Genomic DNA, 17,782 nt, shown 5'->3' on the forward strand with positions numbered 1-17,782 from the left:
CGGGAGCGCGGACGCGCACGTCGACATTCGACGTGCTGTGCTCGCCGGTCGGGGAGCGGTGGTCTCGCTGGAATGCGATCCGAGGGGATCGGTTCGAGACGGTCGGTGTGCGCGAGTCAGATGGGTTCGCTGCAATGCACCAAATGAGGACACTACTCCGCATGCGTCCGTCTGTCCAGTCCGGCGTCAGCTCCCGGCACCGCCGGCCAGGAGGCCCGCCCAGCGCTCGCCGCCCAGTCGCACGTTCCCGGAGCGGTCCAGTCGCGCAGCCGCCGAGTCCGGCTTGCGCCCGGCCTGGTCCGCGACGAGGGCGTCGAACGCGTCCGAGAAGCCATGCCGGGGGAGTGCTGCGGTGACGGCGCGGAGGTCGTCCTCCTGCCAGCGCTCCATCCCGACGCCGGAGACGTCGAGGGACGTCGCGACCTCGAGCAGGTGCCCCTCGACGTCCACCGCCGGGTCGACCGACGGCCACATGTGCCGTTCGACGACCTCGGCGACGCGGGATGCGCGAGCGGCGGGCCACCCGGCACCCGTGGCGAACACGCTGCCCACCGCGCCGCCGGCGACCTCGAACGGGACGGTGACCGCGTCGAAGTGCGGTGCGACCCCGAGGTCGTGGAGCATCGTCGCCACGAACAGCAGCTCCGGGTCGGGCTCGAGGTCGATCGTCGGAGCGAGCAACGTCGCCCACGCCCAGGACCGGAGGCAGTGGGACACGAGGGCCGGGGTCGACCATGCCCGCACGACGTCGAGGGCCCGCGCCGCGGTGTCCGTGGGCGGTGTCAGCAGGGCGTCGGTGTCCAGGGCCATGACCGCACGGTAGCGCCCGCGGCAGCCGCCCGGCAGGCGTAACACGGGGGAAACCGACCGGGCCCGAGCGCGAAACACCCCGTCGTTACGGTTCGAGCACTGAGCAAGCGTTCAGCCCGAACCCCGACGAAGGACCCGCACGGATGCAGCACCGCACACGGCTCCGCTCCCGCACCACCACCCGCCCGACCACCACCTCCCGCCTGGCCACCACGATCCGCACCGCCGTCATCGCCACCGGTGGTGTCGGCCTCGCCCTCCTCACCGTGTCGCCGGCCGCAGCGGCCCCGGTCGCCACGACGGCCACGATCACCGCGCCGGCGACGGCGACGGTCGGTGACTCCATCGAGGTCGCCCTGACCCTGCCCGCCACGTCCGACGTCTTCGCCTACCAGATCGACGTCGCGGCGGACGCCGACGCGGTGCAGGTCGTCGACGGCAGCGCCACCGGCCCGGACGGCGGGTTCGACGCGCTCGAGCAGGACGGTGACACCGTCTCGCTCCTGCACACCCGCCTCGGGACATCACCCGCGGTGTCCGGCGACCTCGCCGCCTCCTTCGACCTGACCGCGACGAGCCCCGCCACGGTGGACCTCGCGATCACGAGCGTGACCCTGGTCGCCGCCGACGGCAGCACCACGACCCTGACCGACCCGGCCTCGACGACCGTGAGGATCGCAGCGGTCCCGACGCCGAGCCCGACGCCGACCACCGGCCCCACCGGCGCACCGACGGCGGACCCGACGGCCGCCCCGGGCGGAACCGGCGGTGGCAGCGGGAGCGGGACCGGCGGGTCCGTCGACCCGGTGACCGACACCTCGCCAGCGCCCGCCGGCGGTGCCCTCGCCTGGACCGGGGCCGACCTCGCTCCCTGGATCGCCGTGAGCGTCGCCCTGCTGCTCGCAGGCGGAGGCCTCGTCGTGGCCCGTCGCCGCGCCTCCCGTGCCGCCGCTGCGGAGGACGCCCGATGACCGCCACCCGCCGCACCCAGGCGACCGACGCCACCTCGACCCGAACCCCCGGAGGAACCCCCGTGACCCGCCGTCGTCGCACCACCGTCGCCGGGGCCGCGCTCCTGGCCCTCGTCGGCACCGCCGTCGTCACGACCCCGTCCCTCGCCGCCAACGCCGCACCGGCAGCGGTCGACGCGAGTCCCGCCGCCATGCTCGCGCCGTACTACACGGCGCTCGACCTGACCGGCGACGACCAGGTCACGGCGGCCGACCTCACCGTCCTGTCCGACCACCTCGGTGCGACCGCCACGGACCCGGACTGGTCCACCGTGTCGGTCGCGGACACCGACGCGGACGGCGCCATCACGCTGCGGGACCTCGCCGGACTGTCCCAGCGGATGATCCACGACGACGGTCCGTTCACGCTCGTCGAGGCCTCCACGCTCGACATGCAGGCCGCGATGAACGCCGGGGTGACGACCTCGGTCGAGATCACCCAGGACTACCTCGACCGCATCGCCGCCTACGACCGGACCACCACGGACACCGGCGCCGGCGGACGGCCGCTCAACTCGATCGTCACGACCAACGCGGGGGCGATCGCGGCTGCGGAGGCCGCCGACGCCGAGCGTGCCGCCCACGGGATGACGAGCATGCTCCTCGGCGTCCCGATCGCGCTCAAGGACAACTACGACACGAAGGACATGCCGACCACCGGCGGCTGCGGCTGCTGGGACGGCAACCAGACCACGACCGACGCCGCCATGGTCGCCGGGCTCCGCGACGCCGGAGCGGTCGTCCTCGCCAAGGCGAGCCTCGACGAGCTCGCCTTCGGCTTCGTGTCGGAGTTCTCCTCGAACCAGCCGGCGGGGTCGTCGCTCCTCGTCGCGAGCCCGTACGTCACGACGCAGACCGCCGGCGGGTCCAGCGGTGGCACGGGTGCGGCGATCGCGGCGAACCTGGCGGGCATCGGCTTCGGCACCGACACCGGCGGCTCGATCCGCGTCCCGTCGTCGTACAACCAGCTCGTCGGCATCCGGCCGACGGTCGGGCTCGCGAGCCGCGACGGCATCATCCCGCTCGCGCTGTCCCAGGACACCGGCGGCCCCCTCGCCCGGTCGGTGACCGACGCCGCCGTGGCGCTCGACGCCGTCACCGGCATCGACGCGGCAGACCCGGTGACGCAGGGCCAGGCGGGCAAGGTGCCGACCTCGTACACGCAGTTCCTCGACCCGACGGCGCTGCAGGGCAAGCGGATCGGCTACGTCACGTCGATGGTCGGCACGAACCGCACCACCGTGCGGCTGTTCGCCGAGGCCCGGGCGACGCTCGAGGCCCAGGGCGCGACCGTCGTGCCGATCACCACGACGACCGAGTTCAACCGGGTCCTCAGCGAGGGCAGCGGCAGCACGAACGAGTTCAAGCACGACCTGGACCAGTACGTGGCGAAGCACCTCGACCCGGACGTCACCGCCCGCTCGCTGCAGGGGATCCTCGACTCGGGCCGGTACGTCCCGAGCCGGAAGGGCACCTACGAGCAGCGGAACGCGGTCACCGAGGCGCAGTACCAGGCCTGGGCTGGCCCGCAGGGGTCGCACACGACCCAGATCGCGACCGGCAAGCAGGTCGTCACCGGCATGATGGACGCGCAGGACCTCGACGCGCTCGTCTACCCGTCGGGCACGCCGTACGGCACGCAGGGCACGAACATGCGCCTCAGCCCGAACACGGGCATGCCGGCCGTGACCGTCCCGATGGGGCAGGCCACCGCGGCGGACGCCACGATCACCGGTGCCGGCGTCAACCTCGAGTTCCTCGGCCGGTCCTTCGACGAGGGCACCGTCATCGGCCTCGGCTACGGGTTCGAGCAGGCGACCCACGCCCGCACCAGCCCGGCGCTGTACCCGGCGCTCGGCTGAGTCCACGACACGGGGTCACGGTGGTGACCACGTGTCGGACGGGAGGCCCGGGTACCAGCTGGTACCCGGGCCTCCCGTCCGTCGTCGGGTCAGTTGAGCGTCGGGGTGTCCTCCGGCACGACGCCACCGAGGTAGAGGTCCGCGGCGAGGTCGCGGAGCGCGCGCAGGGCGACGCGCTGCGTGAGCGGACCGTAGGAGATGCGGGCGACACCGAGGGCCTCGTACTCCGACGCCGGCAGCGCACCCGGCAGGCCGATGACGCTGAGCTTGCCGCGGCCCAGGCCCTCGACGAGCTGTTCGACGACCTCGCGCTGGTGGCCGCCGGGCACGAACACGAGCGGAGCGCCGGCGTCGAGGAAGGCCCTCCCGCGGGCGATCGCGTCGGCGATGCTCTCCGCGATCGGGCGGTCGCCGCCGCGGGCGATGGCGTCGGTGCGGGCGTTCAGCTGGAATTCGACGCCCTCCTGCTCGGCGGCCTTCATGATGGCGGCGACGCGGGCGACGGCCTCGTGGAACGGCCGGAGGCGGTCCTCGACGTTCGCGCCGACGACGCCGAGGCCGATCGCGCGGCGGATCGTCTCGGCCGGGTCCTCGTACCCGTCGTCGAGGTCGGCCGTCACGGGCAGGTCGACCGCGTCGACGACGGTCTTCGCGCCGGCGAGGGCGAGGTCGAGCGGCATGCCGCCGTCCGCGTACCCGTACGATGCGGCGATCGAGTGGCCCGCGGTCGCGATCGCCCGCGTCTCGGGCAGGGCCGCGACCGTCTTGGCGCTGATCGCGTCCCAGACGTTCACGACACGGAGGATCTGCGGGGCTTCGTGCAGGGACTTGAGGGTCGTCGCCTTCTCGGCGGTGCTCGTGGTCATGGTGCCGACAGTAGGCGGTGCGCTCACGCTCCGCCGAGGTCGGCCGGGCGAAAGCGCGCGGCCGAGGCTCGGCTGGGCGGACAGTGTTCGCGGCGCGGAGGGCGAGCGGAGTCCGCGGGGCCGAGGCTCGGCTGGGCGGCAGACGACGCGAGATGACGTCCGGACTCGTGCCGGGCCTCCCGTCGGGGCATGCTGGACGGCATGGCGAGCGACGAACAGGACCCGGTCGGCACGCTCCGCAGGGTCCGCACGAGCATCAAGTGGACGCGGTACGCGCCCGACGTGCTGCCCCTGTTCGTCGCCGAGATGGACCACGAGGTCGCGCCGGAGATCCGGCAGGCCCTCGTCGAGCGGGTGCAGCAGTCGGACCTCGGGTACCTCGACGGCCCCGGGCCGCTCGCGCCCGCGTTCGCCGGGTTCGCCCGGGACCGCTGGGGCTGGGACGTCGATCCGGCACGCGTGTACCTGGCGACGGACGTCAGCGTCGGCATCGTCGAGACGCTCCGGCTGGCGCTGCCCGACGGCGGACGGGTCGCGATCACGCCGCCGGTGTACCCGCCGTTCTTCGAGCTGGTGGAAGAAGCCCGATGTCAGGTCGAGGAGGTGCCCCTCACCGAACGGTGGGGCGTGTACCGGCTCGACCTCGACGGCCTCGAGCGGGCGTTCGCCGACGGGATCCGGGTGTTCCTGCTGTGCAACCCGCACAACCCGATCGGGCTCGTGCACGACCGGGACGACCTCGTGGCCCTGGCGGAGCTCGCCGCGCGGTACGACGTCCTCGTCATCAGTGACGAGATCCACGCACCGCTGACGCACCCCGGCGTGCAGTTCACACCGTTCGCGAGCATCGCCGAGCCGCTCGGGGCGCGGAGCGTCTGCGTGACGAGCGCGAGCAAGGGGTGGAACCTCGCGGGGGTGAAGTGCTCGGTCATCGTCGCGGGGGACACCCGGACCGCCGAGCTCCTCGACACCCTGTGGGAAGAGGTGGCCTGCCGGACGAGCATCCTCGGCCTGCACGCGAACGTCGCGGCGTTCAGCCTGGCCGTCGACTGGCTCGACGACGTCGTCGACCGCATCGTCGCGAACGACCGGCTGCTGGCGAAGCTGCTCGCCGAGCACCTGCCCGGCGTCGTCTACGCTCGGCCCCGGGCCGGGTACCTGGCCTGGCTCGACTTCCGCGGGCTCGGCCTCGGAGACGACCCGGCGGTACAGCTCCGGGAGCACGCGTTCGTGGCGCTCAACTCCGGCCTGCCGTTCGGTGCGCAGGGGAGGGGGTTCGCGCGGATCAACCTGGCGTGCTCGCCCGAGACACTGCGCGAGGCGGTGTTCCGCATCGCGGCGGCGTACCCGTCGAGCGCGCAGGAGGGCGTCGTCTGGCACGTCGCCTGACCGCAGCCCCGGCGAGCGCAGCAGCTGGTGGCCGCCGCGGAGTGACCCGAGCTCAGGCGACGGGCGCGAAGTGGTTGCGCCCGATGACGGTCACGTGCAGGTCGACCTCGCGGGAAGGGACCTGGTCGGTGAGGGAGATCCACTCGCGGGCCACGAAGGCGACGGACGGCCACCGGCGGACCTCGGTCACGGGGAACCCGTCGATGAACACCTGCCACATGCCCTGCTCGCGGACGGCCTGGACCTCGTGCGTCGCCATGCCCGAAGCGTAGCAACGGCACCGCCGGAGCGCCCCCGGAGCGCCGCCGGAGCGCCCCCGGGAGCCGGACCGCCCCCGTGAGCGGGGAGCGCCTCGACCCGACGGCGACCGGGACGGGTCAGGGCGTGACCATGCCGCCGTTCACGTTGAGCGTCTCGCCGGCGACGAAGCTCGACTCGTGCGACGCCAGGAACACGTACGCGGGAGCGAGCTCGGCGGGTTGCCCGGGGCGGCCCATCGGCGACTCACTCGACCCGAAGTCCGGCAGGGTCTCGGGGTCGACGCCCGCGGACACCTGGAGCACCGACCAGGTCGGCCCGGGTGCGACGACGTTCACGCGGATCCCGCGGGGGATGAGCTGCTGCGCGAGGCCCTTCGAGAAGTTGTTGACGGCTGCCTTCGAGGCCGCGTAGTCGAGGCGGTCCGGAGCGGGCTGGTACGCCTCCATCGACGCGGTGGTGATGATCGTCGAGCCGGGCTCCAGGTGGGGCAACGCCGCCTGCACGAGTCGGAAGAGCGAGAGGACGTTGACGGTGAAGGTGTCGACGAGCTGGTCGTCCGGGATGTCGGTGACCTCGGCGCGCCAGTGCTGCTTGCCGGCGCAGCTGACGATCGCGTCGAGCCCGCCGAGTTCGGCGACCGCCCGTTCGACGAGGGCCGCGGGGTAGTTCGGTGCCGTGAGGTCGCCGGGGATCGTCACGGCCTTGCGGCCGGCGGCCTCGACGAGGGCGACGATCCGCTGGGCGTCCTCCTCCTCGTCCGGCAGGTAGGCGAGGGCGACGTCGGCGCCCTCGCGCGCGTAGGCGATCGCCACGGCCGCACCGATGCCGGAGTCGGCACCGGTGATGAGCGCGCGCCGCCCGGCGAGACGCCCGGTGCCGCGGTAGGAGTCCTCGCCGTGGTCCGGCTGCGGTTCCATCCGGGATTCGAGGCCCGGCTCGGGCTGCTGCTGCGGTTCCGGGCTGGTGTTCGGGTACCGGGTGGTCGGGTCGCTGTACTCGTACTGGTCGCGTGGCATGCCGAGGACCGTACGCGGACCGGCCGGGAGGCCCGTGGACCGGTGCGCGCTCCGGCCTGCGCCGCTGCCGTCCGCGGCCCGGCACACAGCGGCGTTCCGGACGTCGGTCGGACGACCGGACCGCCCGACGTCAGAGGTCGAGCGCCATCGCCACGTCGGCCCGGACGTACGGGCTCGGCGGGTGCTCGTCGGCGCCGAGGTGCCGGAACCCGGTCGTCTCGTACAGGTGCACCGCGCTCGCGAGTGCACTGTTCGTCTCGAGGAGCACCCGGCGCGCGCCGAGGTCCCGGGCGCGGTCGAGCGCGGCGCGGATGAGCCGGCGTCCGGTGCCGTGTCCCTGGTGGTCCGGGTCGACGGCCATCTTCACGAGCTCGAACGCGTCGGCACCGTGCGGGGCGAGCCCGACGCAGCCGACCACGTCGGTGCCGAGTCGGGCGACGAGGACGACACCGCCGGGCTCGACGATGTGCCGGACGGGATCGCCGAGGAGTCGGCGGTCCTCGTCCTCGAGCGTGAAGAACGTCGTGATCCACCGCTCGTTCAACGAACGGAACGCGGCGGCGTCCTCGGCGGAGGACATGTCGTCGATGACGACCAGGGAGGTGGTGGGCATGCCCTCATCCTCGGTCGCCGAACCAGTCACGTCCAATACTCGTTCGTTCGGATCGATAGCATCGGAGCATGGATCGCACTCCCGAGGTCGACCTCCGCCACCTCCGGGCGTTCCTGGCACTCGCCGACGAACTGCACTTCGGCCGTGCCGCCGTCGACCTCGGCATCGCCCAGCCCGCGCTGTCGCAGCTCATCCGCCGGGTCGAGGTCGCCCTCGGCGTCGACCTGTTCGCCCGTACGTCCCGCAGCGTGGCCCTGACGCCCGCCGGACGGGTGCTGCAGGGGCGGGCCCGGTCGCTCCTGGCGCAGGCCCGTCGGGACCTCGACGAGACCGTGCGGGTCGGGCGGGGCGAGGCAGGCCGACTCGACGTCGGGTTCGTCGTCTCGGCGCTGCCCCTCGGACCGATCGAGCGCGTGCAGCGGTTCCGGGAGCGCTTCCCCCTCGTCCGCGTCGAACTCACCGAGGGGTTCTCCTCGAGGCTCGTGACCGCCGTCCAGCGCGGGGAGCTCGACCTGGCCGTCGTGCGGGACCCGGACCCGGTCGACGGCGTGCGCTTCACCCGGTTCCGGACGGAGCCGTTCGTCGCCGCGGTGCCGCGTGGCCACCGCTTCGCCGGCCGGACGACCGTCCGGGGATCGGAGCTGCTCGACGACCCGTTCGTGTTCTTCCCCGCCGAGGCCGGAGCGCTCGCCACCGAGCGGAACACCGCGCCCGTGGCCGCCGGCGGCCGGCGGCCGGTGATCGTGCAGGAGGCCACGACCTGGGCGACCGTGCTGCACCTGGTCGGCGTCGGCCTCGGGGTCACGGTCCTGCCGGAGAGCGCGGCGCTCGCGGCCCCGGAGACGGTCGTCCTCCTGCCGCTCGAGGGCAGCACGCACCGGAGCGAACTCGTCTGGGCGTCCCGCGTGGACGACGACCGGGAGGTCCTCCGCAACTTCGCCGCCGCGGACTGACCCCGACGGCGTCAGCCGAGCGGCAGGACCGGGGCGCGCTGGTCGCCGAGCTCGTCCTCGCGCCACGGGCGGACACCGGTCAGGGCGAGTCCGAGCTGCACGAGCACGAACGCCACGTGGGGCTCGACGTCGGGGTCCCACGGTCCCTCGACACCGAGGCCGAACGCCCCGAGCTCGTCGTCGGCCTCGTCGCGGACGGTGAGGCGCCAGCGACCGTTCCCGAGCTCCTCGACGACGGCCCACCGTGCGGTGCGGAAGCGGCCCGCGGTCACGCCGTCTTCATGATGTCGGCCGTGAAGTTGTGCAGCCGCGCGAGCAGCGACTCGGACCGCATCGCGATGGTCGCCGGCGGGTTGAGGTGCGGCGGCGCGGTGCGGATGAGCATCGAGCAGCCGAGGTCCTCGCAGATGTACGAGCCGATCGTGTTCCCGTTCCGTCCGGCCTCGCCGGCACGGGCCGCGGAGAACAGGCGCACCTGCGTCGCCGGCTGGGGGGAGTGGCAGAACGAGCACATCGCCGCGATGCCCGGCCGGAGCGAGCCGCCCGCGGCGCGGACGACGATGCCGACGGGCTTCCCGTCCATCCAGGACACCATGTACCCCCGCCTGGCAGCCTGCGGGTCACGCCAGCCGAGGTACTCGCGCTCGTTCCACAACGTCTCGTGCAACCCCGGGATCGGGAGCTGCGCGAGTTCGTCGGGCGTCGCGTTGACGAAGGACGATCGGATGTCGGATTCGGTGAGCGGCTGCACGGTTCCCCTCGCGGTGGCGGACCGGACCAGGCTAGCCCCGCGCGCCGACAGCCGGACGCAGCGCGGGCCTCCCGGCCGCTTCAGGACAGCCGGGAGGCCCGGACCGCGCCGAGCGCACCGGTTCCGTCCGCCACCAGGACCGCCCGTCGGAGCGCGTCGCGGCCGACCCGCCGCGCGGCGGCGTCGTCCGCGGCGAACTCGACCAGGACGCGCGTCGAGCGGGCCATCGCACGCGCTCCCGGGACCCACGGGACGGCCCGTTCCACCGACTCGGCGAAGCCGACGACGGACGCGTGGTGCTGCCGGAGGTGGGCACGCTCGTGGGCGACCACGGCCTCCAGTTCGTCCGTCCGCAGCCGGTCCGCGAGTCCGGTGCTGACGAGGACCCCACCGGACCGGCCGGGCACGGCACACGCCAGGGCGGTGTCGGCCTGCAGCACCGCCACGAGGGTGCCGTCGACCTCCCGGTGCGGTGCGGCGCCGGTGCGGAACACCTCGCGCACGGCCTCGTGTTCGGGGCCCGGGCGGACGCGGACCGCGACGGCGAACGCCACCACGGCGAGGACGGCGACGCCCACGTTGAGCCCGTGGCTCGGCGAGTCGCCGATGCCGAACGGGTCGCCCAGTGGTCGGTCCGCGAGCACGACGAGTGCGATGCCGACGACGAACCCGGCGGTCCCGACCACGACCGCGGCCTGCCACGCGGCGATCGCCGTCCGCGGGCGGTCGATCGTCCACCCCGCTCGGGTGAGCACCCGCGGTACGAACGCGACCACGGCCAGGGCGAGCACGACGAGGCAGACGCCGGTGACGACCACGGGTCGGTCCGGTCAGGGACGGGTGCGGGAGTCGATCGCGCGGCGGAGCACCTCGAGGTCCCCCGAGGCGAGCGAACCGGTGAACTGGAGGAGCGCGGCCTCACGGTCGGACGCGGCGGCCAGCGCGGTCGACATGAGGGACGCGGTGTGGTCCTCGCGCGAGTGCGCGGCACGGAAGGTCAGCGGAGCGTCGGCGTGTTCCTCGCGCAGCACCGCACCCTTGCGACCGAGCCGGTCGAGCACGGTGAGCACCGTCGTCAGGGCGGGCCGGGGCTCGTCGAAGGCGTCGAGGACCTGGCGGGCAGTGAGTCCGTCGCCCGAGGCGTCGGCGGACCAGAGCGTGTCGAGCACCGCCTGCTCGAGCTGCCCCCGGGGGCGCGATCGCTGTCCTGCCACGTCGACCACTCTACGTGATGTCGAACGGCCCACCTGTGCTCCCGTCGCCGACGACCGGGCCGGTGGTCGGGGCGACCGCGGACGCGCAGCACGACACACGCCCGTAACGCGGGCTCGGTATGCTCGCCGGACAACAGAACACGACGGCCGACCACCCGCCGCGGGAGAGCCCGACCGGATCGCAGCGCATCATCGATGCTCTCCGGTCCCGGGCACCGAAGGAGCAAGCTCCCCGCCAATCTCTCAGGTCCAACACCGCAGCGGACAGGCCACTCTGGAAAGCAGACGCGATCGTCATGGGCGCATCCCACGACGGAACGTCTCGCCCACGGTGAAAGCCGCAGGACCTCACGGGCCGCGGTGAAGCTCTCAGGCCCATGACAGAGGGGGAGTTCCGCACCCGACGACGGTCGTCGGGCCCTGCCGATGTCAGGAGGACTCCGTCTTGTCCGAACCACTGCGTCCGTCGCCGCTCGAGGCCGCGCACGAAGCCGCCGGTGCGACCTTCACCGACTTCGCCGGTCACCGCATGCCCGTCCGGTACTCGTCGGACCTCGCCGAACACCACGCCGTGCGACAGGCCGCGGGCGTGTTCGACCTGTCGCACATGGCCGAGATCGGCGTGCAGGGACCGGATGCGGTCACGTTCCTCGACGCGGCGCTCGCCGGGACGTTCGGCGCGATGCCGGTCGGCCGGGCGAAGTACTCGCTCCTCCTCACCCCGGAGGGCGGCATCCTCGACGACCTCGTCGTGTACCGCACCGGCGACGACGTCTTCCTCGTCGTCGCGAACGCCGGCAACCGGGACGTCGCCGTCGCGGCCATGCAGGAGCGCGCCGCCGGCTTCGACGTCCTCGTCACGGACGACTCCGACCGGACGGCCCTCGTCGCGATCCAGGGTCCGGCCGCGGCGGGCACGCTCGACGCCCTCGTCGTGGCGGACCGCCTGCAGCCGGAGACCCCGCTCGACGAGCTCGGCTACTACCGCGTCCTGCACGCCCTGTTCGAGGGCAGCGAGGTGCTGATCGCCCGGACCGGCTACACCGGCGAGGACGGCTTCGAGCTCTACAGCGACACCGAGGTCGCCCCGGCGATCTGGGACGCGCTGCTCGACGCCGGAGCCGAGCGCGGGGTCGTGCCCGCCGGGCTCGCGGCGCGGGACACCCTGCGCCTCGAGGCGGGCATGCCGCTCTACGGGCACGAGCTCGACACCTCGGTGCGACCCGCGCAGGCCGGTCTCGGCCGGGTCGTCGCCACGTCGGGCTCCTTCGTCGGGGACGCCGGCGTCCAGCCCGCCCCCGACGCCCGCGTGCTCGTCGGCATCGTGATGGACGGACGCCGCGCCGCCCGTGCCGGGTACGACGTCCTGCGTGACGGGGCCGTCGTCGGCACCGTGACATCCGGGGCGCTCTCCCCGACGCTCGGCCACCCGGTCGCGATGGCGTTCGTCGACCCGGACTGCGCCGACGGGGGACAGGTCCTCCACATCGACGTGCGCGGCACCGCCATCCCCGGCACCGTGACCGCGCTCCCCTTCTACCGCCGCGCTTCGAAAGGCTGATCCCATGACCGACCAGACCGCACTGCAGTACACCAAGGACCACGAGTGGATCCTCGTCGAGGGCGACGTCGTCACCGTCGGCATCACCGACCACGCGGCCGAGCAGCTCGGTGACGTGGTGTACGTCGAACTCCCCGCCGTGGGCACCACCACGACCGCCGGCGAGCAGCTCGGCGAGATCGAGTCGACCAAGAGCGTCGGCGAGCTCTTCGCCCCGATCGAGGGCGAGGTCGTCGAGGTCAACGAGGCCGTCGTCGCGACCCCGGACACCGTCAACCAGGACCCGTTCGGCGCCGGCTGGCTCGTCAAGCTCAAGGTCGACGGCACCTCGTTCCCCGAGGACCTCATGGACCACGACACGTACCGGGCCTCGATCGCATGACCGCGGACCAGGACCTCACCGCGTCGACGAACCTGCAGACCACCTTCGCCGACCGGCACATCGGGACGACCTCGGCCGAGCAGCAGGCCATGCTCGACGTCGTCGGGCAGCCCTCCCTCGACGCCCTCGTCCGGGCAGCCGTGCCCGAGTCGATCCACGCCGTCCCGATCGCCCACTCGACCGTGCCGACCGCGGTGGGCGAGACCGAGGCGCTCGCCGAACTGCGTGCCGTCGCCGGGCGCAACACCGTCCGCCGTGCGATGATCGGTCTCGGCTACTCGGACACCCACACGCCTGCGGTCATCCAGCGGAACGTGCTCGAGAACCCGAGCTGGTACACGGCCTACACGCCCTACCAGCCGGAGATCTCGCAGGGCCGGCTCGAGGCGCTCATCAACTTCCAGACGATGGTGTCCGACCTGACCGGTATGGCCACCGCGGGTGCCTCGATGCTCGACGAGGGGACGGCGGTGGTGGAGGGCATGCTGCTCGCCCGTCGCGCCTCGAAGGTGCGGGGTGACGCGTTCCTCGTGGACGCCGACCTCCTGCCGCAGACCGCCGCGATCCTCGGCCACCGCGCCGAGGCGGTCGGCATCACCCTGCGGTCCTTCGACGCCGCCGACGGCCCCACCGACGAGCAGCTCGACGGTGCCTTCGGTGTCGTCCTGCAGTACCCCGGCGCCTCCGGCCGGATCGTCGACCCGAGCCGCACGATCGAGCGCGTCCACGCGGGTGGCGGCATCGCCGTCGTGGCGGCGGACCTGCTCGCGATGACGCTGCTCGCGAGCCCCGGTGACCTCGGTGCCGACGTCGCGGTCGGGACCAGCCAGCGCTTCGGCGTCCCGCTCGGGTTCGGCGGACCCCACGCCGGGTACCTCGCGGTGCGCGCGGGCCTCGAGCGGCAGCTGCCGGGCCGGCTGGTCGGGGTGTCCTTCGACGCCGACGGCGGGATGGCGTACCGGCTCAGCCTGCAGACCCGCGAGCAGCACATCCGCCGCGAGAAGGCGACGAGCAACATCTGCACCGCGCAGGTGCTCCTCGCGGTCATGGCCTCGATGTACGCGGTCTACCACGGGCCCGAGGGCCTGCGGTTCATCGCCTCCCGGGTGGCCCGCACGACGACGGCGCTCGCCGACGTCGCCCGCGCAGCCGGCGCCGAGCTCGTGCACGACGCCTTCTTCGACACGGTCACGCTCCGGTTCGCCGGCCGCGCGGAGTCCGTCGTCACGGCAGCGCACGAGGCCGGGTACCTGCTGCACCTCGTCGACGCCGACACCCTCCAGGTGTCCGTCGACGAGACCACCACGCCCGAGGACGTCGTCGCCCTCGCGCGGGTGTTCGGCGTGACCGACGTGACCGTCCCGGCGATCGAGACCGCCGTGCGGGACGCGATCCCGGGCATCGTGTCCGGGCTGGAGCGCGAGAGCGCGTTCCTGACCCACCCGGTGTTCAGCGCCCACCGCAGCGAGACACGGATGATGCGCTACCTCAAGCACCTGTCCGACAAGGACTACGCGCTCGACCGTGGCATGATCCCGCTCGGCAGCTGCACGATGAAGCTCAACGCGGCGACCGAGATGGCCGCCGTGACCTGGCCCGAGTTCGCCCGGCTGCACCCGTTCGCCCCGCGCGAGGACGTGCAGGGCTACCTCGACATGATCGGGGACCTCGAGACCTGGCTCGCCGAGGTCACCGGGTACGACACCGTCTCCGTGCAGCCGAACGCCGGCAGCCAGGGCGAGCTCGCAGGGCTCCTCGCGATCCGCGGCTACCACCGCTCCCGCGGGGACGAGGCGCGCACGGTGTGCCTCATCCCGTCGAGCGCGCACGGCACGAACGCGGCGTCGGCGGTCCTGGCCGGCATGCGCGTCGTCGTCGTGGCGTGTGACGAGGACGGCAACGTCGACCTCGACGACCTCCGGGTCAAGACGGCGCAGCACGCGGAACAGCTCGCGGCGCTGATGATCACGTACCCGTCGACGCACGGGGTGTACGAGCACGACATCACCGAGATCTGCGCCGCCGTGCACGACGCCGGTGGCCAGGTCTACGTCGACGGTGCGAACCTCAACGCGCTGCTCGGGCATGCCCGCTTCGGCGACTTCGGCGGGGACGTGTCCCACCTCAACCTGCACAAGACGTTCTGCATCCCGCACGGCGGCGGCGGTCCGGGCGTCGGGCCCGTCGCGGCGAAGGCGCACCTGGCACCGTTCCTGCCCGGACACCCGATGGCGCAGGAGGCCGACCGACGGACCGGCGCCGAGGCGTCCACCGAGGGCGGGCGACCCGCGCACGCCGGCGGCCCGGTCTCGGCGGCGCCGTACGGCAGCCCGAGCATCCTGCCGATCACCTGGACCTACGTGCGGATGATGGGCGTCGAGGGGCTGACGCGCGCCACCGAGGTCGCCGTGCTCGGCGCGAACTACCTGGCGGCGCGGCTGCGGGAGGCCTTCCCGGTCCTCTACACGGGGGAGTCCGGCCTCGTCGCCCACGAGTGCATCCTCGACCTCCGCCCGCTGCGCGAAGCGACCGGCATCACGGTCGACGACGTGGCGAAGCGGCTCATCGACCACGGCTTCCACGCACCGACCATGTCGTTCCCGGTCGCCGGGACGCTCATGGTCGAGCCGACCGAGAGCGAGGACCTCGCCGAGCTCGACCGCTTCGTGGACGCGATGCTCGCCATCCGTGCCGAGGCGGACGCGGTCGGCCGGGGGGAGTGGCCGGCGGAGGACAACCCGCTCGTGAACGCCCCGCACACGGCTGCCTCGGTCATCACCGGTGAGTGGGACCACGCCTACACGCGCGAGCAGGCCGTCTACCCGTCCGCCGGGCAGGCCGCTCGCAAGTACTGGCCGCCGGTGCGCCGCATCGACCAGGCGTACGGCGACCGGAACCTCGTCTGCGCGTGCCCGCCGATCGAGGCGTTCGCGTAGCCGGACCGGCACCGCGACGACGACGGACGGGAGTCCCGTGGCGACACCGCCACGGGACTCCCGTCCGTCGTCAGCCCGGCTCCCGCGACCGTGGAGCGCTCCGACCACCGGCCGTCCCGGACCACACCTGTGGTTCACCGGAACGTCACCTGGACGATGCACGGACCTCGATGCAAACGCAACAGATGAGGCCGCGGGTGCCCGTCCGCGCGTGGATGTTGCACTTTGCCGCAATGATCGTGCAACTTGGTTTCGAGCGTGTAACCGATGTGCGCTGGGTTTGGACGGGCCCGTCAGCACTGCCTACAGTTCAGGAGTCAAACGCGGCGGGAGGGACCTCTGTGCCCGGCGCGTCCCATGCACCAGGAGGAACTCTTGATCAAGAAGCGCGCTGGGCTCTCTGCCCTCGCCGTACTCGGGGCCACGGCACTCGTCCTGACCGGCTGCTCCGGCAACGGTGGCGGAAGCGACTCGGGCTCCGGCTCCGGCTCGGGCTCCACGAACGCGAACGGCATCGTCACCACGAACGGTAGCGAGCCGCAGAACCCGCTCATCCCGTCGAACACCACCGAGACCGGTGGCGGCAAGATCATCACGTCGCTGTTCGATGGTCTGTTCACCTACGACGCCGACGGCAAGCCGGTCAAGGAACTGGCGAAGAGCGTCGAGACCGACGACTCCAAGACCTTCGACATCACGATCAACACCGGGTGGAAGTTCACCAACGGTGAGGAGATCACCGCCGAGTCCTTCACGAAGGCGTGGAACTGGGCTGCTCAGAAGTCGAACGCGCAGGGCGCGAGCTACTTCTTCGAGAACATCGAGGGCTACGACGCCGAGAAGGACTCCGAGCTCACCGGCCTGAAGGTCGTCGGCGACGACGAGTTCACGGTCACGCTGAAGTCGGCGCAGTCGGACTTCCCGCTGTCGCTCGGCTACAACGCCTTCGTGCCGCTCCCCTCGGCGTTCTACGACGACCCCAAGGCCTTCGGTGAGAACCCGATCGGCAACGGTCCGTACAAGCTCGACGGCGAAGGCGCCTGGACCCACAACCAGGACATCAAGCTCGTCGCGAACGAGGACTACCAGGGCAAGCGCAAGCCGAAGAACGGTGGTCTGACGATCACGTTCTACACCTCGCAGGACACCGCGTACTCCGACGCCCAGGGCGGCAACCTCGACGTCCTCGACGCCGTGCCGGACGCTGCCTTCTCGACCTACAAGTCGGACTTCCCCGACTCGAACGTCAACCAGGCCGCCGCGATCTTCCAGGCGATCTACCTGCCCTACTACCTCGACCACTGGAAGGGCGAGGAGGGCAAGCTCCGCCGCGAAGCCATCTCGATGTCGATCAACCGCAAGCAGATCACCGAGAAGATCTTCCAGGGCACCCGCACCCCGGCCAAGGACTTCACGTCGCCGGTCATCGACGGCTGGTCGGACGACCTCGAGGGCTCCGACGTGCTCGAGTACGACAAGTCGGCGGCCAAGAAGCTCTGGGCCCAGGCTGACAAGATCTCGAAGTACGACGACACCCTCACCATCTCGTACAACGCCGACGGCGGCCACGAGGCGTGGGTGACGGCGGTCACCAACTCGATCTCGAACACGCTGGGCATCAAGGCCGAGGGCAACGCGCTCCCGACCTTCGCCGAGGCGCTCGCGCTCCAGACGGACGACAAGCTCGAGGGCGGAAGCCGCACCGGTTGGCAGGCCGACTACCCGTCGCTGTACAACTTCCTCGGCCCGACCATGGGTGAGGGCTCGTCGAACAACTACTCGCGCTACGACTCGGCCGAGTACAACGAGCTGCTCGCCAAGGGCCGTTCGGCCTCGACCGTCGAAGAGGGCAACAAGTTCTTCGACCAGGCGCAGGAGCTGCTCTTCGAGGACCTCCCCGAGATCCCGCTCTGGTACTCCAACGTGACCGGTGTCTGGTCCGCGGACAACGTGAAGAACGTCAAGTTCGGCTGGGACTCCGTGCCGCTGTACTACGACATCGAGGTCACCAAGTAACACCGGTCCTCGCGTAGGACCCATCGCGAGCAGGTATCCTGCTCCGCGGCCAACCGGACGGGGGTTCGGGGACCACACGGTCCCCGAACCCCCGTACCACGGCGGAAACACCTTCCCCCACGATCGCGGGCGCCGCCGCCCG

Annotated in this window: 17 protein-coding genes and 1 riboswitch; of the genes, 8 read left to right on the plus strand and 9 right to left on the minus strand. The window is 72.3% G+C overall.

Going from position 1 to position 17,782, the window contains the following annotated elements:
- Window positions 1–186 precede the first annotated feature (186 nt).
- Window positions 187–810: an HD domain-containing protein gene (locus DEI91_RS05245; RefSeq protein WP_111051240.1), complete on the minus strand. Its 624-nt coding sequence runs from the start codon at window positions 808–810 to the stop codon at window positions 187–189.
- Between the two features lie 143 nt (window positions 811–953).
- On the opposite strand from DEI91_RS05245, the gene DEI91_RS05250 reads away from it, so the two are divergent.
- A complete protein-coding gene (locus tag DEI91_RS05250; protein WP_111051241.1) occupies window positions 954–1,781 on the plus strand; it encodes a cohesin domain-containing protein in 828 nt (275 codons plus the stop codon).
- Window positions 1,778–3,682: an amidase family protein gene (locus tag DEI91_RS05255; RefSeq protein WP_111051242.1), complete on the plus strand. Its 1,905-nt coding sequence runs from the start codon at window positions 1,778–1,780 to the stop codon at window positions 3,680–3,682. The genes DEI91_RS05250 and DEI91_RS05255 overlap by 4 nt, the downstream gene beginning before the upstream one ends.
- A gap of 89 nt (window positions 3,683–3,771) precedes the next feature.
- Here DEI91_RS05255 and DEI91_RS05260 read toward each other — a convergent pair whose 3' ends face one another.
- Window positions 3,772–4,548, minus strand: coding sequence for an isocitrate lyase/phosphoenolpyruvate mutase family protein (locus tag DEI91_RS05260; RefSeq protein WP_111051243.1), 777 nt, complete (start codon window positions 4,546–4,548; stop codon window positions 3,772–3,774).
- A 201-nt stretch (window positions 4,549–4,749) separates the two neighbouring features.
- On the opposite strand from DEI91_RS05260, the gene DEI91_RS05265 reads away from it, so the two are divergent.
- Window positions 4,750–5,937 carry a MalY/PatB family protein gene (locus tag DEI91_RS05265; RefSeq protein ID WP_258374301.1) on the plus strand — a complete coding sequence of 396 codons (1,188 nt, stop codon included), beginning with the start codon at window positions 4,750–4,752 and terminating at the stop codon, window positions 5,935–5,937.
- Between the two features lie 52 nt (window positions 5,938–5,989).
- On the opposite strand, the gene DEI91_RS05270 is transcribed toward DEI91_RS05265, so the two are convergent.
- The 3 genes from DEI91_RS05270 to DEI91_RS05280 form a co-directional block, all read right to left on the minus strand.
- Window positions 5,990–6,196 carry a hypothetical protein gene (locus DEI91_RS05270; protein ID WP_110823655.1) on the minus strand — a complete coding sequence of 69 codons (207 nt, stop codon included), beginning with the start codon at window positions 6,194–6,196 and terminating at the stop codon, window positions 5,990–5,992.
- A 118-nt stretch (window positions 6,197–6,314) separates the two neighbouring features.
- Complete coding sequence (locus DEI91_RS05275) at window positions 6,315–7,214, minus strand: SDR family oxidoreductase (RefSeq protein WP_111051331.1); 900 nt, start codon at window positions 7,212–7,214, stop codon at window positions 6,315–6,317.
- A 130-nt stretch (window positions 7,215–7,344) separates the two neighbouring features.
- Entirely contained in the window at window positions 7,345–7,827 is a 483-nt protein-coding gene (locus DEI91_RS05280; protein WP_111051245.1) for a GNAT family N-acetyltransferase, read from the minus strand.
- 68 nt (window positions 7,828–7,895) lie between these two features.
- Between DEI91_RS05280 and DEI91_RS05285 the strand changes: the two genes are divergently transcribed.
- On the plus strand, window positions 7,896–8,780 hold the full coding sequence (locus DEI91_RS05285) for a LysR substrate-binding domain-containing protein (protein ID WP_111051246.1): 885 nt from the start codon (window positions 7,896–7,898) through the stop codon (window positions 8,778–8,780).
- A gap of 11 nt (window positions 8,781–8,791) precedes the next feature.
- On the opposite strand, the gene DEI91_RS05290 is transcribed toward DEI91_RS05285, so the two are convergent.
- The 4 genes from DEI91_RS05290 to DEI91_RS05305 form a co-directional block, all read right to left on the minus strand.
- On the minus strand, window positions 8,792–9,052 hold the full coding sequence (locus DEI91_RS05290) for a hypothetical protein (RefSeq protein ID WP_111051247.1): 261 nt from the start codon (window positions 9,050–9,052) through the stop codon (window positions 8,792–8,794).
- Window positions 9,049–9,531: an FBP domain-containing protein gene (locus DEI91_RS05295; RefSeq protein ID WP_181419408.1), complete on the minus strand. Its 483-nt coding sequence runs from the start codon at window positions 9,529–9,531 to the stop codon at window positions 9,049–9,051. Before DEI91_RS05295 ends, DEI91_RS05290 begins: the two co-directional genes overlap by 4 nt.
- 80 nt (window positions 9,532–9,611) lie before the next feature.
- Window positions 9,612–10,349, minus strand: coding sequence for a M56 family metallopeptidase (locus tag DEI91_RS05300; RefSeq protein ID WP_111051249.1), 738 nt, complete (start codon window positions 10,347–10,349; stop codon window positions 9,612–9,614).
- 12 nt (window positions 10,350–10,361) lie between these two features.
- On the minus strand, window positions 10,362–10,745 hold the full coding sequence (locus DEI91_RS05305; protein WP_111051332.1) for a BlaI/MecI/CopY family transcriptional regulator: 384 nt from the start codon (window positions 10,743–10,745) through the stop codon (window positions 10,362–10,364).
- Window positions 10,746–10,896: 151 nt separating this feature from the next.
- Window positions 10,897–11,013, plus strand: a riboswitch (glycine riboswitch).
- Window positions 11,014–11,190: 177 nt separating this feature from the next.
- On the opposite strand from DEI91_RS05305, the gene gcvT reads away from it, so the two are divergent.
- The 4 genes from gcvT to DEI91_RS05325 all read left to right on the plus strand — a co-directional run bounded on the left by gcvT (window position 11,191) and on the right by DEI91_RS05325 (window position 17,640).
- Complete coding sequence (gcvT, locus tag DEI91_RS05310) at window positions 11,191–12,306, plus strand: glycine cleavage system aminomethyltransferase GcvT (protein ID WP_111051250.1); 1,116 nt, start codon at window positions 11,191–11,193, stop codon at window positions 12,304–12,306.
- Between the two features lie 4 nt (window positions 12,307–12,310).
- Window positions 12,311–12,688, plus strand: coding sequence for a glycine cleavage system protein GcvH (gene gcvH / locus DEI91_RS05315; RefSeq protein ID WP_111051251.1), 378 nt, complete (start codon window positions 12,311–12,313; stop codon window positions 12,686–12,688).
- On the plus strand, window positions 12,685–15,624 hold the full coding sequence (gene gcvP, locus DEI91_RS05320) for an aminomethyl-transferring glycine dehydrogenase (RefSeq protein ID WP_111051252.1): 2,940 nt from the start codon (window positions 12,685–12,687) through the stop codon (window positions 15,622–15,624). Before gcvH ends, gcvP begins: the two co-directional genes overlap by 4 nt.
- A gap of 375 nt (window positions 15,625–15,999) precedes the next feature.
- Window positions 16,000–17,640 carry an ABC transporter substrate-binding protein gene (locus DEI91_RS05325; protein WP_111051333.1) on the plus strand — a complete coding sequence of 547 codons (1,641 nt, stop codon included), beginning with the start codon at window positions 16,000–16,002 and terminating at the stop codon, window positions 17,638–17,640.
- Window positions 17,641–17,782: the final 142 nt, after the last annotated feature.

It is taken from the genome of Curtobacterium sp. MCBD17_032 (assembly GCF_003234855.1).
GTDB lineage: Bacteria > Actinomycetota > Actinomycetes > Actinomycetales > Microbacteriaceae > Curtobacterium.

Bases quoted from the DNA above. Each gene is read 5' to 3' on its own strand.
- DEI91_RS05245 (WP_111051240.1), bottom strand. From the start codon at position 810: ATGGCCCTGGACACCGACGCCCTGCTGACACCGCCCACGGACACCGCG.
- DEI91_RS05250 (WP_111051241.1), top strand. From the start codon at position 954: ATGCAGCACCGCACACGGCTCCGCTCCCGCACCACCACCCGCCCGACC.
- DEI91_RS05255 (WP_111051242.1), top strand. From the start codon at position 1,778: ATGACCGCCACCCGCCGCACCCAGGCGACCGACGCCACCTCGACCCGA.
- DEI91_RS05260 (WP_111051243.1), bottom strand. From the start codon at position 4,548: ATGACCACGAGCACCGCCGAGAAGGCGACGACCCTCAAGTCCCTGCAC.
- DEI91_RS05265 (WP_258374301.1), top strand. From the start codon at position 4,750: ATGGCGAGCGACGAACAGGACCCGGTCGGCACGCTCCGCAGGGTCCGC.
- DEI91_RS05270 (WP_110823655.1), bottom strand. From the start codon at position 6,196: ATGGCGACGCACGAGGTCCAGGCCGTCCGCGAGCAGGGCATGTGGCAG.
- DEI91_RS05275 (WP_111051331.1), bottom strand. From the start codon at position 7,214: ATGCCACGCGACCAGTACGAGTACAGCGACCCGACCACCCGGTACCCG.
- DEI91_RS05280 (WP_111051245.1), bottom strand. From the start codon at position 7,827: ATGCCCACCACCTCCCTGGTCGTCATCGACGACATGTCCTCCGCCGAG.
- DEI91_RS05285 (WP_111051246.1), top strand. From the start codon at position 7,896: ATGGATCGCACTCCCGAGGTCGACCTCCGCCACCTCCGGGCGTTCCTG.
- gcvH (WP_111051251.1), top strand. From the start codon at position 12,311: ATGACCGACCAGACCGCACTGCAGTACACCAAGGACCACGAGTGGATC.
- gcvP (WP_111051252.1), top strand. From the start codon at position 12,685: ATGACCGCGGACCAGGACCTCACCGCGTCGACGAACCTGCAGACCACC.